Source organism: Flagellimonas amphidinii (genome assembly GCF_013090115.1).
Taxonomy (GTDB): domain Bacteria; phylum Bacteroidota; class Bacteroidia; order Flavobacteriales; family Flavobacteriaceae; genus Flagellimonas; species Flagellimonas amphidinii.
Map to the genome: position 1 here is coordinate 60539 of NZ_JABFNN010000040.1, position 14122 is coordinate 74660.

The 14122-nt window shown below is 39.9% G+C and carries 15 protein-coding genes; 4 read left to right on the top strand and 11 right to left on the bottom strand.

The window, feature by feature from the left end; all coding sequences use genetic code 11:
* Positions 1–3: 3 nt before the first annotated feature.
* The gene (locus HJC33_RS15220) at positions 4–909 is read left to right on the top strand and encodes a geranylgeranylglycerol-phosphate geranylgeranyltransferase (protein ID WP_171659704.1); all 906 of its coding nucleotides are present in this window, start codon (positions 4–6) and stop codon (positions 907–909) included.
* Positions 909–1859: a carbon-nitrogen hydrolase family protein gene (locus HJC33_RS15225; protein WP_171659705.1), complete on the top strand. Its 951-nt coding sequence runs from the start codon at positions 909–911 to the stop codon at positions 1857–1859. Before HJC33_RS15220 ends, HJC33_RS15225 begins: the two co-directional genes overlap by 1 nt.
* A 184-nt stretch (positions 1860–2043) precedes the next feature.
* Here HJC33_RS15225 and HJC33_RS15230 read toward each other — a convergent pair whose 3' ends face one another.
* Positions 2044–2823 carry a hypothetical protein gene (locus HJC33_RS15230; protein WP_171659706.1) on the bottom strand — a complete coding sequence of 260 codons (780 nt, stop codon included), beginning with the start codon at positions 2821–2823 and terminating at the stop codon, positions 2044–2046.
* Between the two features lie 187 nt (positions 2824–3010).
* On the opposite strand from HJC33_RS15230, the gene HJC33_RS15235 reads away from it, so the two are divergent.
* Positions 3011–3853, top strand: a complete 843-nt coding sequence (locus HJC33_RS15235; protein WP_171659707.1) for a pseudouridine synthase — start codon at positions 3011–3013, stop codon at positions 3851–3853.
* 377 nt (positions 3854–4230) lie between these two features.
* On the opposite strand, the gene HJC33_RS15240 is transcribed toward HJC33_RS15235, so the two are convergent.
* Positions 4231–4788, bottom strand: a complete 558-nt coding sequence (locus HJC33_RS15240; RefSeq protein WP_171659708.1) for a dihydrofolate reductase family protein — start codon at positions 4786–4788, stop codon at positions 4231–4233.
* A gap of 86 nt (positions 4789–4874) precedes the next feature.
* Here HJC33_RS15240 and HJC33_RS15245 point away from each other — a divergent pair, with 86 nt between their 5' ends.
* On the top strand, positions 4875–5015 hold the full coding sequence (locus tag HJC33_RS15245; protein WP_171659709.1) for a hypothetical protein: 141 nt from the start codon (positions 4875–4877) through the stop codon (positions 5013–5015).
* A 5-nt stretch (positions 5016–5020) separates the two neighbouring features.
* Here HJC33_RS15245 and argH read toward each other — a convergent pair whose 3' ends face one another.
* The 9 genes from argH to HJC33_RS15290 form a co-directional block, all read right to left on the bottom strand.
* A complete protein-coding gene (gene argH, locus HJC33_RS15250; protein ID WP_171659710.1) occupies positions 5021–6304 on the bottom strand; it encodes an argininosuccinate lyase in 1284 nt (427 codons plus the stop codon).
* A gap of 42 nt (positions 6305–6346) precedes the next feature.
* The gene (locus HJC33_RS15255; protein WP_171659711.1) at positions 6347–7417 is read right to left on the bottom strand and encodes a M20 family metallo-hydrolase; all 1071 of its coding nucleotides are present in this window, start codon (positions 7415–7417) and stop codon (positions 6347–6349) included.
* Positions 7414–8193 carry an acetylglutamate kinase gene (argB, locus tag HJC33_RS15260; protein ID WP_171659712.1) on the bottom strand — a complete coding sequence of 260 codons (780 nt, stop codon included), beginning with the start codon at positions 8191–8193 and terminating at the stop codon, positions 7414–7416. Before argB ends, HJC33_RS15255 begins: the two co-directional genes overlap by 4 nt.
* Positions 8190–9128, bottom strand: coding sequence for a Rossmann-fold NAD(P)-binding domain-containing protein (locus HJC33_RS15265; RefSeq protein ID WP_171659713.1), 939 nt, complete (start codon positions 9126–9128; stop codon positions 8190–8192). Before HJC33_RS15265 ends, argB begins: the two co-directional genes overlap by 4 nt.
* Positions 9125–10252 carry an aspartate aminotransferase family protein gene (locus HJC33_RS15270; protein WP_171659714.1) on the bottom strand — a complete coding sequence of 376 codons (1128 nt, stop codon included), beginning with the start codon at positions 10250–10252 and terminating at the stop codon, positions 9125–9127. Before HJC33_RS15270 ends, HJC33_RS15265 begins: the two co-directional genes overlap by 4 nt.
* A 2-nt stretch (positions 10253–10254) precedes the next feature.
* On the bottom strand, positions 10255–11049 hold the full coding sequence (gene proC, locus HJC33_RS15275) for a pyrroline-5-carboxylate reductase (protein WP_171659715.1): 795 nt from the start codon (positions 11047–11049) through the stop codon (positions 10255–10257).
* A 10-nt stretch (positions 11050–11059) separates the two neighbouring features.
* Positions 11060–12034 (bottom strand): N-acetyl-gamma-glutamyl-phosphate reductase, encoded by a 975-nt coding sequence (argC, locus tag HJC33_RS15280; RefSeq protein ID WP_171659716.1) that lies wholly within the window; start codon positions 12032–12034, stop codon positions 11060–11062.
* 85 nt (positions 12035–12119) lie between these two features.
* Positions 12120–13310, bottom strand: a complete 1191-nt coding sequence (gene argG / locus HJC33_RS15285; RefSeq protein ID WP_171659717.1) for an argininosuccinate synthase — start codon at positions 13308–13310, stop codon at positions 12120–12122.
* Positions 13307–13921, bottom strand: a complete 615-nt coding sequence (locus tag HJC33_RS15290; protein WP_171659718.1) for a GNAT family N-acetyltransferase — start codon at positions 13919–13921, stop codon at positions 13307–13309. Before HJC33_RS15290 ends, argG begins: the two co-directional genes overlap by 4 nt.
* Positions 13922–14122: the final 201 nt, after the last annotated feature.

A 14122-nucleotide genomic window follows, 5' to 3' on the forward strand; every position in this document is an offset into this window, starting at 1 on the left:
CTTATGCTTAGTAGAAGAAATAGACTCCTGCTTTTTAAGCTATTGAGTTTATTTTCCGTTGTGCGCGGTTACAATATTCTGATCATTACGCTGGCGCAGTATTTAACCTCCATTTATATTCTTGCTCCACATTTGCGGCTGCGAGAAGTAATTTTGGACATCAACCTTTTTTTGATCGTTACCGCATCGGCTTTGGTCATCGCCAGTGGATATATCATCAATAATTTTTATGATGCGGAAAAGGATCTCATCAACAAACCCACCAAAAGCATGTTAGATCGGTTGGTGAGTCAACGTTTTAAACTTACCACCTATTTTATCCTCAACTTTTTAGCGGTTTTTGCAACCAGTTACATTTCTTTTAGGGCGGTACTGTTTTTCTCGGCCTATATTTTTGGTATTTGGATTTATTCCCACAAACTCAAGCGAATCCCATTCATAGGAAATCTCGTTTCGGCCACTTTGGCCATAGCCCCATTTTTTGCGGTTTTTGTGTACTATAAAAACTTCGATACCGTCATTTTTGTGCATGCAGTGTTTCTTTTTCTGTTGATTTTAGCCCGGGAAATGATCAAAGATTTGGAGAATATTGCGGGAGACATGGCGCAGAATTACAAAACCGTCCCGATCATCCACGGCCCAAAAACATCCAAAATCGTCATAGGATTGCTCATTTTTTTGACTTTGGTTCCAGCAATACTACTGATCAAAACCTTTGATGTGGGCTATATGTACATTTACTTTTATGCCTGTATTCTGCTGTTGGGTATTTTTTTGGTATTGTTGTCAAAAGCGAAATCGAAAAAACACTACGTTTGGTTGCATAATATTTTAAAGTTCATCATTGTAGGAGGGGTTTTCAGTATTTTGTTGATTGACATTGATTTGGTCATAAATCGAATTGTATAATGGAAAATATATTGAAAGTGGCCATGGCCCAGATTGCCCCAGTTTGGTTGGATAAATCAGCGACGCTGGAAAAAATAAAACGGACCGTGACCGAAGCGGCCTCCCAAAAAACAGAACTTTTGATTTTTGGTGAAGCTTTTCTGCCCGGTTATCCCTTCTGGTTGGCACACACGGAAGGTGCGGCTTGGGACTTGAAAGTGAACAAAGAATTGCATGCGCATTACGCCAGAAACTCAATCCAAATTGAGGCAGGGGAATTGGATGGCATCTGTCAAATGGCAAAAGAGCATCAAATGGCCATCTATTTGGGGATGATGGAACGGGCCAAAGACCGTGGCGGACATAGTTTGTATTGTTCTTTGGTTTATATCAATCAAGAGGGAGAGATCAAGTCGGTGCACAGAAAGTTGCAACCCACTTACGATGAAAGGCTAACATGGGCCCCGGGCGATGGCAATGGCCTTACCGTACATCCTTTGAAGCAGTTTACCGTAGGGGGCCTCAATTGTTGGGAGAATTGGATGCCTTTGCCAAGGGCTGCGCTCTATGGACAGGGGGAGAATTTGCATGTGGCCGTTTGGCCCGGAGGGTACCACAATACCAAAGACATTACCCGATTTATCGCTCGGGAGTCCAGAAGTTATGTGATTTCGGTCTCGTCACTGATGCATGCAGATGATTTTCCGAAGGAAACCCCACATTTGGATCAAATTTTGAAAAAGGCGCCCAAGGTTTTGGCCAATGGAGGCTCCGCCATTGCAGGTCCGGATGGGGAGTGGATCATTGAACCTGTAGTGGACAAAGAGGGGCTGATCTATGCAAAACTGGATTTTAACCGGGTCTATGAGGAACGACAAAATTTTGACCCTGTTGGGCACTATTCCCGACCCGATGTGACCAAATTACAGGTGAATAGAGAACGGCAGTCTACGATTGAGATCAACGACTAATGTTACGATAATTGGTTGTCCGCTTTTCAATGGTTTTGAGAAAGACACTTATCGGTCTCGTATAACCGAAGTTACGGGTTAAATTTACTTAATTTTTGGATTAAAAACTAACGTTAGCAATTCCGAGTGGATTCGGACGTAGTCGAATCCGCCGTAATTGCGGTTATACATTGTTGGCAAATCGTTATTTTGTTCCAATAATTAATTCTACTTCGGTAGATTCTAAACTTGGTTTAAGTTCTCCTTTTGCAATTATGTTTATTAGTTTAAAAGACTCAAAAATACCATTAACTCGTTTCGGGTAGTCTTTTGAATTTACACATATTATTACTCCTTCTTTTGGAACTGTATACATAGCTTGATTAATCCCATTTACTTTCCAATTGGCTAATTCAAATAATTCTTTAATTTCATGAGCAAATTTAAATGATTCTGAATCTCCCATAATAGAGGTTAAAGTTAACTCTGAACCTTTAAATCTTTTTAGGATTCCTAGTATTTGAATTTTGTCGTATTCAGAGACGCCTCTAGAAACAGTTTTTAAACCAATATTTTCTAGCGCATTTCTACTTTTGGAAATTTCTTTTGCTGAAAATTCTGTGAGAGTCAAATATTTCTCTTGACTTTTATTTAAATCATGAAGTCTAATAATCAATGAGTCATTTTGAAACTTTATTTGATTCAAGTCTTTATTTCTTATTTTTATTTCAGTATTTAATTCTTGATTTATACTATCAATTCGGTTGAATCTGTTTTTTTGTTCAGATAGTTCTTCTTGGTGTTTAACTTCATCAAGTCTTTTGTTTTTGTTGTTGTCAATAAACGCAAACCAAATAGATCCTAGACCTAATGTTAGAATAAAAATACCTATTCTAAATTTTTTCTTTTTTGATTTCACGAGATAGTCAACTAGAAATTGAAATATCAACGCCAAAGAAGAAATAATTATTAAAGATATTTCCATTTAATGTTAGTTTATAATGTTTGCCAACGTTTAAGATACGGTCTCGTTTTAATGAGCTATATCGATCGATAAGTGAAGTTACAGGTTTTTGAGCTAAAATTCCTACTGTGATTGATTAATAGGTAAACATTTAGCTTTCATTTTAAACCCTTAAAAAAGAACTACCTTTGCAAAAATTTTATGACTGATGGCGAAATCAGACAATAACAGCAATAGAAGACCATCCCGAAGGGATGGCGGAGGCAACCCCAAAAAACAATACGGTAAAAACCGCTACAGTTCTGAAAAGAAGAGCGTTCCTCCTAAAAAATCCAATCCCAACGAAATACGTTTGAACCGCTATATTGCCAATGCGGGCATTTGTTCCCGAAGGGAAGCGGACACCTATATTGCTGCTGGCAATGTTTCCGTTAACGGCAAAGTGGTTACGGAGATGGGTTACAAAGTGAAACTTACCGATGATGTTCGTTTTGATGGAAGGAAACTAAATCCCGAAAAAAAAGAATATATACTCTTGAACAAGCCCAAGAACTTTATCACCACCACGAGTGATGAAAAGGGTAGGAGAACGGTTATGGAATTGATTTCCAATGCCTCCAAAGCGCGTTTGTTGCCCGTTGGGAGGTTGGATAGAAATACCACAGGCCTGTTATTGTTCACCAACGACGGGGATTTGAACAAAAAACTGACCCATCCCACCCACGGCGTGCGGAAAATTTACCATGTGTTTTTGGATAAAAGTTTGTCCTTGGCGGACCTGCATAAAATTGAAGCCGGTTTGGAACTGGAAGATGGCCCTGTACAAGTGGACAGTGTAAGTTTTATTCAAGGAGCACCCAAAAGGGAAGTGGGCATACAAATCCATAGTGGGCGTAACCGCATTGTCCGAAGAATTTTTGAACACTTGGGGTATGAGGTAACCAAATTGGACCGGGTCATTTTTGCAGGTTTGACCAAAAAAGACCTCCCAAGAGGTCATTGGCGCCACCTAACCGAGCAAGAAGTGGTGAATCTAAAGATGATCAAGTGATTGAATCATTGAAGTTCTCACCGGTGGAATTGACAATGTATACTTGGGAAACTTTGGAATTGATTGCTTAACTTTCGATTAAAAAGAATTTCAAATGTATCTTTCCCGTTTCTGCCGTGTATTATTCCCTCTTTTGGACCTTGGTCAGGTTAATGTTATGGAGTTGTAGGTATTCATCCCAGGAGTCTTCCTAATATTTGGAATCCCAAAATAATGTTCCGTTGAAATCGAATATGATTCCGCTTTTTCCTATAAAAAGTATTAACTGAATCAATTTTTGCGGACATGGTGCTGCAATACACTATAACCCTCTTGAATGATTTTTTGATAATGATACGTGAAGTTCGGAAAAATTCACATACTTAAATTTGATGGGTTTATTTTATGTCATAGGTCAAAATTTGAAGACCGTCGTCAAAAGATTCCTTTTTCATAAGGTTCCAATGGGCTTTTGCGGTTGAACTTCCAAATAATTTGGTTCCTTCCCCAAGTATAATGGGGTTTAGTTTAAGTTTTAATTGATCGATCAATCCATTTTCCAGAAGCCATCCCGCAAACTGCCCTCCTCCACATAAATAAATATCTGATTTGGAGTTGTTCTTTATTTCTTTTACTCTTTGGATATTCATTTTTTCAATATGAACCCTTTCAGAAAGGGTGTCAACCTTTAGTGAATCTGAAAAAATATGGTGCTCCATGTTTGGATATGCAGGCTGCCCGGGTTCAAGTCCATATTGATAACCGAACTCATAGGTTTTTCTTCCCATGATTACGGTATCTAGCTCGGCAATATCCGATTGATATTTTGCCACTCCTTCACCTTGTAAAATGAATTGGCTTATATCATCATTCTTGCCCGAAATGTATCCGTCCAACGAACTTGCCACGTAATAGATAATGTCTCTTGTCTGTATGCCGTTTTTTTGAATTGTCATAGTAAAATGATATTAGATGGAATCTGGTTGAATTTTATTGAAATAGTTCAGTGCGTAAGACGATACTCATAAAAATTCTACCAAATATGGGTACAGAATTGACGGATAGACCCTATGGATTGATGGATTCTAATTTTGGTGTCAGAAGACCATGCTTAAGGATCTTTACCAGTAATTTAATTGGCAATGATGGACACAACATAGGAACTGACCAAAAATCAAGATGAACTTTTTACATCAATATTTTTTCCATTTTCCCTTGGATTTCCTCTAAACATAATTGTCCTAAACTGCCTTCATGGGTATGCTGGATGTCTTTTTTGGGTTTAAAATTGCCATTTTCAATGGCCTTGCCCATGGTTTTGTATGCATCTCTAAAAGGCATTCCACTTTTAACCAGTTCGTTCAAAGTATCCACACTGAAGAGGTAATCGTATTTGGCATCATCCAAAATGTTGGGATTTACCTTAATCTCCTTTAAACTAAAGGTCATAAGCTCCAAACAAGCTTTTATATCCTGTATGGCGGGTACAATGACTTCTTTTACCAATTGCAAATCTCTATGGTAACCACTCGGAAGATTATTGGTGATCAAGGTCAACTGATTGGGTACTGCTTGAATTTTATTGCACTTGGCCCTGATCAACTCAAAAACATCCGGATTTTTTTTGTGGGGCATAATACTACTTCCCGTAGTCAGTTCATTGGGAAAGGAGATAAAATCAAAGTTTTGGCTCATGTACAGGCAAATGTCCATCGCTAACTTGGAGAGCGTTGCTGCAACGCTAGAGATGCCAAAAGCGGTAGCTTTTTCAACCTTTCCACGTCCCATCTGGGCAGCCACCACATTGTATTTGAGCGTTTCAAACCCCATTTCTGTGGTTGTAAAGCTTCGGTCAATAGGGAAGGAACTACCGTAACCAGCGGCACTGCCCAAAGGGTTTTGGTCTGCTATTTTGTAGGCTGCCTGTACAAAGTATAGATCGTCCACCAGACTTTCAGCATAGGCAGAAAACCAAAGCCCAAAAGAAGAGGGCATGGCTATCTGTAAGTGGGTATAACCGGGCAATAAAACAGCTTTGTGTTTATCGGCAAGTTCCAATAAGAGGTCAAAAAGTGATTTTACCTCATTTTTGATTTCAGATAATTCATCCTTTAAAAAAAGTTGCATGGCAACCAACACTTGGTCATTTCTGGATCGTGCGGTATGTATTTTTTTTCCGGTGTCACCCAACTTTTCGGTCAATAAAAACTCAATTTTGGAATGCATATCCTCAAAATCCTGTTCAATGGTGAATTCCCCTTTTTCAATGGATTTTGAAATGACATCAAGTTCCTTGACCAAATCTTTTGCTTCGGACGCTGTCAGTAACCCAACTTTGGCTAACATTTTGGCGTGGGCCTTCGATGCAATAACATCATATTTGGCCAAAAGTAAATCCAACTCCCTATCGTTGCCAACAGTAAAATGGTCTATTTTTTTGTCAGTACTGAATCCTTTATCCCAGAGTTTCATAATTTTCAGTTATTGGTTTTACAAGTGTCAATGGACAATAGTTTATTGTAAAAATCCAGAAAGGATTTTGATGTATAGGTTTATTCCTTCTTCAATTTCTTGAACATAAATGAATTCATTGGCCGAGTGCGATCGTGTACTGTCTCCAGGCCCCAGCTTTACCGATTGGCAACTGAGAGCTGCTTGGTCTGACAGTGTAGGGGAGCCATAGGTTTTTCTGCCCAACGCAATCCCGCTTTTGACCAAATCATGCTCAGGGTCAATGGCTGACGAATTCAAACGAAGCGAACGAGGGGTCATTTTACAAGGCGCTTCCTTATTTAGTATTTCTGCAATTTCTTGATTGGAATAACAATCGTTCACCCGAACGTCCACAACCAAATCAACTTGGGCCGGAACCACGTTATGCTGACTGCCGGCACTGATTTGGGTTACGGTTAATTTCACCTCTCCCAAAGCATCTGAAACTTTTTCAAATGAACATCCCTTGAACCAGTTCAACACTTCAATGGTGTTATAAATGGAATTGTTATTATTGGGATGCGCAGCATGCGAGGGAGTTCCTTCAACCACAGCATCAAAGACGACCAATCCTTTTTCTGCAATGGCCAGATCCATTAAAGTAGGCTCTCCAACAATGGCCACATCAATTTTTGGCAAAATGGGCAATAGAGCGGTCAAACTTTTGTCTCCGGCATCTTCTTCCTCGCCGGTTGCCGCCATGATTATATTATGACTTAGGTTTTCTTCTTCGTAAAAATGTACAAAAGTGGCTAAAAGCGATACCAAACAGCCTCCCGCATCGTTACTTCCCAAGCCGTACAATTTACCATCTTCAATATGCGGATTGAATGGGTCTTTAGTGTAAGCGGTATTGGGTTTTACGGTGTCATGATGCGAATTGAGAAGGAGTGTGGGTTTACTTTCATCAAAATGTTTGTTGTATGCATAGATGTTATTGAATTGCCTTTGGGTAGTAACTCCAAAACCCTGCAACCACTTTTCAATGGCGTCTCCGGTTTTGTCCTCTTCACCTGAAAAGGAAGGTGTTGCAATCAGCTTTGTCAATAATTCGATTGCTTTTTTGGATAAGCTGTCTTGATCTATTTTCATAGCGTCAACGTTGTATAATTTGAGTTCCCTTCCTCGAACATACTACTATTTCCGATGCATACTTTGGAAACTTGATTTCTAAGGGCATAAAAACAATTGTGCATTTTGGGAAGCATTCCCTCGTTGATGACCTTCTGGGCCAAGAGTTGTTCGTATTTTTTGGTGTTGATGTTTGTTATTACCGAGTTTTCATCGGTCACATCTTTGAGAACCCCATTTTTTTCAAAACAATAATAAAGTGTAGTATCGAATTGATCAGACATTCCTATTGCGATTTCTGATGCGATGGTATCAGCGTTGGTATTGAGCAGCTGCCCTTTACCATCATGTGTCAATGCACAAAAAACAGGGGTTAAACCGGACTGTAATATTTTGAAGATACTGTAAGTGTTCACTTTGTCCACATCACCCACATATCCAAAGTCCACTTCATTGACCAACCTTTTATAAGCTCTGATAATATTGGCATCCGCACCACTTAATCCTACTGAGTTTACCCCAAGGGATTGTAATTGGGCCACAATTTTTTTATTGACCAATCCTCCATAGACCATAATGGCAATATCCAGGCAGTTGGCATCTGTAATTCTTCGTCCGTTGACCATTTTGGACTCAACACCGAGAGCTTCTCCAATTTCTGTGGCTTTTCTACCTCCTCCATGGACCAATATCTTGTTACCTGGCATTTTAGAGAATAAATGCAACAAATAATGAAGTTCTTTGACATCCTCAATAAGGTTGCCTCCAATTTTTACTATTGAAAGATTTTGTTTCATAATGTTTCCAATATTTTTTTCAGTACAATCTGTGCTGAAAAGGTTCTATTATTGGCTTGTTCTACTACTAGGGAATGGTCACTGTCCAAAACAGCGTCCTCAACCACTACATTTCTTCTGACGGGCAGGCAGTGCATGAATTTGGCATTTCCCAATTTTTCTTGGGTCAGCATCCATTCTGGATCTTGGGACACTATCTGCCCATAGTTGGAATAACTGCTCCAATTTTTTACATAGACAAAATCAGCATCCGCTAACGCCTTTTTTTGGTCATATTCAATGGTACAACCTTTGGTTATTTCTGGATTTAGTTCATAACCCTCCGGATGGGTGATGACAAATTCAGCATCCTGAAATTTCATCATTTTCACAAAGGAATTGGCAACGGCATGAGGCAAGGCCTTGGGATGCGGAGCCCAGGATAAAACTATTTTGGGTTTGGATTTGGGTTTATGTTCTTCCAATGTAATGGCATCTGCTAAAGCTTGCAAGGGGTGTGCTGTGGAGCTCTCCATGTTCACCAAAGGAATTGTAGCATATTTGGCAAAGCCATTGAGAACTTCTTCGGCTTCGTCCTTGGCTTTGTCCTCTAGTTTTGCAAATGCCCTTATCGCCACAATATCGCAATATTGGGATACTACTTGTGCAGCCTCTTTGATATGTTCCGAAGTACCTTGATCCATAATGGTGCCATCACCAAACTCAAGGGCCCAACCTTCATTGCCAAAATTCATGACCATTACTTCCATGCCTAAGTTCATGGCTGCTTTTTGTGTGCTTAAACGGGTACGCAAACTGTTGTTGAAAAATAGCAGACATATGGTTTTATCCTTCCCAAGGGATTTATCTTGCAAAGGATTTTGTTTTAAGTTGATCGCTTCCTCAACCCAAACGGGCAGAGAATCAATAGCATTTATGTTGAGGTAATTTTTCATTCCAGTTCTTGTTTTAAGGCATCAAAAAATGTGTCAATTTGATTTTTGGTAATATTGAGGGCAGGTAGAATTCTTAGCAGCTTTTTGTTTTTAGCCGCTCCGGTGAAAATATGTTGGTTGTAGATCAGTCTTTTTCGTAGATCAGCCACTTCAAAATCAAATTCCAAGCCCAACATTAAGCCTCTTCCCTTTATATTTTTAATCTGTGGAATTTCTAATGCTTTCTTTTTTAGGTAAGCTCCTTGCTCCTCAGCATTCTGGATTAAATGCTCCTTTTCCATCACTTCCAGAACAGCCAGGGTGGCGGCGCAGGCTAAATGGTTTCCACCGAAAGTGGTGCCTAAAAGTCCGTAAGAAGCTTTAAAAGATTCATGGATAAGGACTCCTCCCACCGGAAAACCATTCCCCATACCTTTGGCTATGGTGATGATGTCTGGTTTGATATCATGGTGTTCAAAAGCAAAGAATTTTCCAGTTCTCCCAAAACCGCATTGGACTTCATCTGCAATAAGGACGACTCCTTCGGATTTACACTTTTTTGCAATCAATTGATAGAACTCTGTAGAAGGTTCATCCAATCCACCTACACCTTGAATGGTTTCCAAAATAACTGCGCAATAAGCACCTGAACTAATTTCCTTTTCAAAAGCCTCTGAATCATTAAAAGGAAGAAAAGTCACTTTCTGTTGTTGGTTGATCGGGGCATTGATGGCAGGATTGTCCGTAGTGGCCACAGCAGCGGAAGTTCGTCCGTGAAAACTGTTGGTGAAAGCAATTACCTTGGATTTTCCAGTATGAAATGAAGCCAATTTCAGTGCATTTTCGTTAGCCTCTGCACCGGAATTGCACATGAATAGATTGTACTCTTCGCAATGAGCCAATGAGCCCAATTTTTTGCCCAGTTCTTGTTGTAATGGGTTTTGGACCGAATTACTATAAAATCCGAGTTTCTTCAATTGTTCTCCAACTTTGCTCACATAATGTGGGTGCGAATGACCAATGGAAATCACAGCATGGCCACCATACAGGTCTAAATAACTGATGCCTTTGTCGTCCACCACTTCCAAGCCACTGGCGGAAACAGGGGTTACATCATAAAGGGGGTATACATCAAACAATTCCATTCTTATCCTTTTCTTATTTGACTTATTTTTTCAAATGAGCTCACAATTCCCCTAATTAAAGAGGAGCTCAATCCTTGATGTTCCATTTCGTTGAGACCTTCAATGGTACACCCTTTGGGTGTAGTAACCCTATCGATTTCTTCTTCTGGGTGGCTACCGGATTCAATAAGAAGACTGGCAGCTCCATTACAGGTATGCATAGCCAGTTCTTGGGCTTCTTTGGCATCAAAACCCAATTGAATGGCTCCTTGCGTAGTGGCGCGAATCAAACGCATCCAAAAGGCGATTCCGCTGGCACAGATTACCGTAGCAGCCTGCATTTGTTCTTCGGGAATTTCCAAGGTGTGCCCCATTCGGTTAAAAATGGCTTTGGACAGGTCTATTCGTTTTTTGCCCAGTGCGTTGCTGCAGATACAGGTCATGGAGTTTCCTACGGAAATGGCTGTATTGGGCATGCTTCGGATGATGTATTTATCTGAACCGATGATTTCCTCAATTTTGGAAATGCTGAAACCTGTGATGGTACTGATCACCACATGTTTTTCTGTGAGCAACTCTTTGATGTCTTCCAAAATCCCTGAAAAATGACCCGGTTGTACGGCAAAAATCAAAATATCCGACTGCTTTACAGCTTCTTGGTTATCGGAAGTGACAGTGACATTGCCATACTTTTCAAAATCTTTGATTTGGGCTGTGTTCCTTTTGGTAAGGAACATGGTTGTGGCTCCATTGCTATGCAAAATGCCTTTGGCAATGGCCAAACCTAAATTTCCCGCTCCTATAATTGCTATTTTCATGGTTGTCTTTTTAAAATACTCCTGCTTTTAGTTGTAATCCCTGTTGTTCTTCGAACCCAAACATTAAATTCATGTTTTGTATTGCCTGACCTGATGCACCTTTCAATAAATTGTCTATGGCCGAGGTGACCAATAACACATCTTCATGTTTGTGCAGGTGGATATGACAGTTGTTGGTATTTACCACTTGTTTTAAATGGATGGGTTCATCCGAAACATGGGTAAACAATGCATCGGAATAAAAATCTTTAAACAAGGTATACGCTTCTTCCAGTGAACCTTCAAAATGCGTATAGGAAGTGGCCAAAATACCTCTGGCAAAATTTCCCCGATTTGGAAGGAAGTACACATTACCCACAGGTTTTCCAAACGAATCCAAGCTTTCTCCAATCTCTCCCAAGTGTTGATGGGTGAAAGGTTTGTACCAAGAAACATTATTGTTTCTCCAGCTAAAGTGCGATGTGGCAGAGGGCTGTATTCCGGCTCCTGTACTACCTGTAATGGCATTGACATGGATTTCTTTTTTTAAGAATCCAGCTTTGGCCAAGGGTAGTAATGCCAATTGTATTGCTGTTGCAAAACAACCAGGATTGGCCAATGCATCTGCTTTTTTAATGGAAGATTTGTTCAGTTCGGGTAAACCATAAACAAATTTTCTGCCATTAAACGAAGCATCTTTCTTTAATCGGAAGTCGTTGCTAAGATCAATGATGAGTGTGCCTTCAGAAAATGTGGTTTCTTTTAAAAAATGGGTTGAATTTCCATGTCCGAGGCACAGAAAAACAACATCTACTTTTGGATTGACTTTCCCGGAAAAGGATAAATCAATCTGTCCCAACAAATCCTGATGGGCAGACGTAATTGGTTTTCCCGCTCTGGTGGTACTGAATACAAAGTCAATTTCCGCATTGGGATGATTCAATAACAATCGAATCAATTCTCCTCCAGTATAGCCTGAGCCTCCTATAATTCCTACTTTAATCATTTTTTTGATATGCTTTATGTAGTCATGCTGAGTTTAGTTCAGCATCTCATTGGAGTGAGACCCTGAAACCAGTTCAGAGTGACGGTCATTCTATATTTTGGGTTACATGGGTTGCAATTTTTCCTGGGTTCGACAGTATCTTAATGAAACCTTTAGCATCATCTGCGGTCCAACCTTTGTTCATTTCTCCATAACTTCCAAAGGAAGCGTTCATCAAATCATGTGGTGAAGCAATTCCATTGAGCTCAAATCGGTATGGATGCAAGGTTACAAATACGTCTCCTGAAACATTTTTTTGGGTATCCTCCAGAAACGCCTCAATGTTTCGCATTACTTCATCCAAATAGTTCCCTTCATGAAGTAGCATACCATAAAAATTACCCAATTGTTCTTTTTGGAACTGTTGCCATTTGCTCAATGTGTGCTTTTCCAGCAAGTGATGCGCTTTAATGATAATAAGTGGAGCTGCGGCTTCAAATCCGACCCTACCTTTTATGCCGATAATGGTATCTCCCACATGAATATCCCTTCCTATGGCATATTTGGAAGCTATTTCAGAAAGCTTTTCAATGTTTTCAACAGTATTGGCAGGTTGACCATCGATAGCAACCAGCTCTCCTTTGTCAAAAGTCAATTTTAATTCTTTGGCGATTTCTTTTTCCATAGGGCTGGGGTAGGCAGTCTCTGGAAGTGGTAAATGAGATGTCAGGGTCTCATCGCCACCCACTGAGGTTCCCCAAAGCCCTCGGTTGATGGAATATTTTGCTTTTTCCCAAGAGTAATCCACACCATTTTGCTGCAGATAGGCAATTTCTTCTTCTCTGGCCAGTTTGTTGTCCCTAATGGGTGTAATGATTTCAATTCCAGGAGCCATGATTTGAAAAATCATATCAAATCTTACTTGGTCATTACCGGCCCCTGTACTTCCGTGGGCAATGGCTGTTGCACCAATTTTTTTGGCGTGCTCCACTATCTTGATGGCCTGTACAATTCTCTCTGCACTTACGGAAAGAGGATAGGTGTTGTTTCGGAGTACATTACCGAAGATGAGGTACTTTACCACCTTTTCATAAAAGTGGGCAACAGCATCGATGGAAGTGTAGGTTGTTGCTCCCAAGGCCAAGGCCTTATCTTCAATTTCCTGAATTTCTTCCTTGCTGAATCCTCCTGTGTTCACACTTACGGCATGAACTTCATATCCTTTTTCTTGAGATAAATATTTGGCACAATAGGAAGTGTCCAATCCACCGCTATAGGCCAGTACTAGTTTTTTCATTTTGATTTCTTTTTGAGAAAAAGATTTTGCTTCATTTGTTTTAATCGCTGAAAGGCTTTGCCATTCAATTTTCTTGACTTGTATTTTTTAGCGTTGGAATCGAACAGCATTCCCGTGCACAAACACATTTTTTGTTCCGTGCGAGTAAGAATGTCAAAGTTTTTACAGGTTTGGCAGCCTTTCCAGAATTCTGGATCATCTGTTAATTCTGAAAAAGTAACTGGTTTGTACCCCAGCTCATAATTCATTTTCATGACGGCAAGGCCAGTGGTGATTCCAAATATCTTCGCATCTGGGAATTTTTGTCTGGACAATTCAAAAACGGCTTTTTTTATTTTTTTTGCCAGCCCTTGCTTTCTGTAATCTGGATGTACTATTAATCCTGAATTGGCCACGAAGTCTTTATTGCCCCAAACTTCTATATAGCAGAACCCTGCGAATTTTTCACCATCCAAAGCAATAACGGCATTGCCGTTCTGTAACCTTTTGATGATATATTCTGGGGTACGTTTAGCAATACCGGTACCTCTAACCTTTGCTGATTCGGTTATGGTATCGCTAATAATTTGGGCGTATTTAAAATGTGATTCGTTAGCAATTACAATTTCCATTGCTATTTCGATTTTGAACTAAAAAATAAGATTGTTTCTGTGGTTTTTGCGGAAATGGACTCACCTATTTCCATAACTGATGTGCACCCTTACGGGCGGCGACGGGGAGAGAATGGACGTACTGGAGCAAGGATGCTCAAATTGAATACTATGTTGTTTTGTCCTTTCATTACGGGGTAAATGTACAAATTAATCGCAATT

Coding starts and splice junctions, on each gene's coding strand:
- HJC33_RS15220 (WP_171659704.1), top strand. CDS start 4: ATGCTTAGTAGAAGAAATAGACTCCTGCTTTTTAAGCTATTGAGTTTA.
- HJC33_RS15225 (WP_171659705.1), top strand. CDS start 909: ATGGAAAATATATTGAAAGTGGCCATGGCCCAGATTGCCCCAGTTTGG.
- HJC33_RS15230 (WP_171659706.1), bottom strand. CDS start 2,823: ATGGAAATATCTTTAATAATTATTTCTTCTTTGGCGTTGATATTTCAA.
- HJC33_RS15235 (WP_171659707.1), top strand. CDS start 3,011: ATGGCGAAATCAGACAATAACAGCAATAGAAGACCATCCCGAAGGGAT.
- HJC33_RS15240 (WP_171659708.1), bottom strand. CDS start 4,788: ATGACAATTCAAAAAAACGGCATACAGACAAGAGACATTATCTATTAC.
- HJC33_RS15245 (WP_171659709.1), top strand. CDS start 4,875: ATGGGTACAGAATTGACGGATAGACCCTATGGATTGATGGATTCTAAT.
- argH (WP_171659710.1), bottom strand. CDS start 6,304: ATGAAACTCTGGGATAAAGGATTCAGTACTGACAAAAAAATAGACCAT.
- HJC33_RS15255 (WP_171659711.1), bottom strand. CDS start 7,417: ATGAAAATAGATCAAGACAGCTTATCCAAAAAAGCAATCGAATTATTG.
- argB (WP_171659712.1), bottom strand. CDS start 8,193: ATGAAACAAAATCTTTCAATAGTAAAAATTGGAGGCAACCTTATTGAG.
- HJC33_RS15265 (WP_171659713.1), bottom strand. CDS start 9,128: ATGAAAAATTACCTCAACATAAATGCTATTGATTCTCTGCCCGTTTGG.
- HJC33_RS15270 (WP_171659714.1), bottom strand. CDS start 10,252: ATGGAATTGTTTGATGTATACCCCCTTTATGATGTAACCCCTGTTTCC.
- proC (WP_171659715.1), bottom strand. CDS start 11,049: ATGAAAATAGCAATTATAGGAGCGGGAAATTTAGGTTTGGCCATTGCC.
- argC (WP_171659716.1), bottom strand. CDS start 12,034: ATGATTAAAGTAGGAATTATAGGAGGCTCAGGCTATACTGGAGGAGAA.
- argG (WP_171659717.1), bottom strand. CDS start 13,310: ATGAAAAAACTAGTACTGGCCTATAGCGGTGGATTGGACACTTCCTAT.
- HJC33_RS15290 (WP_171659718.1), bottom strand. CDS start 13,921: ATGGAAATTGTAATTGCTAACGAATCACATTTTAAATACGCCCAAATT.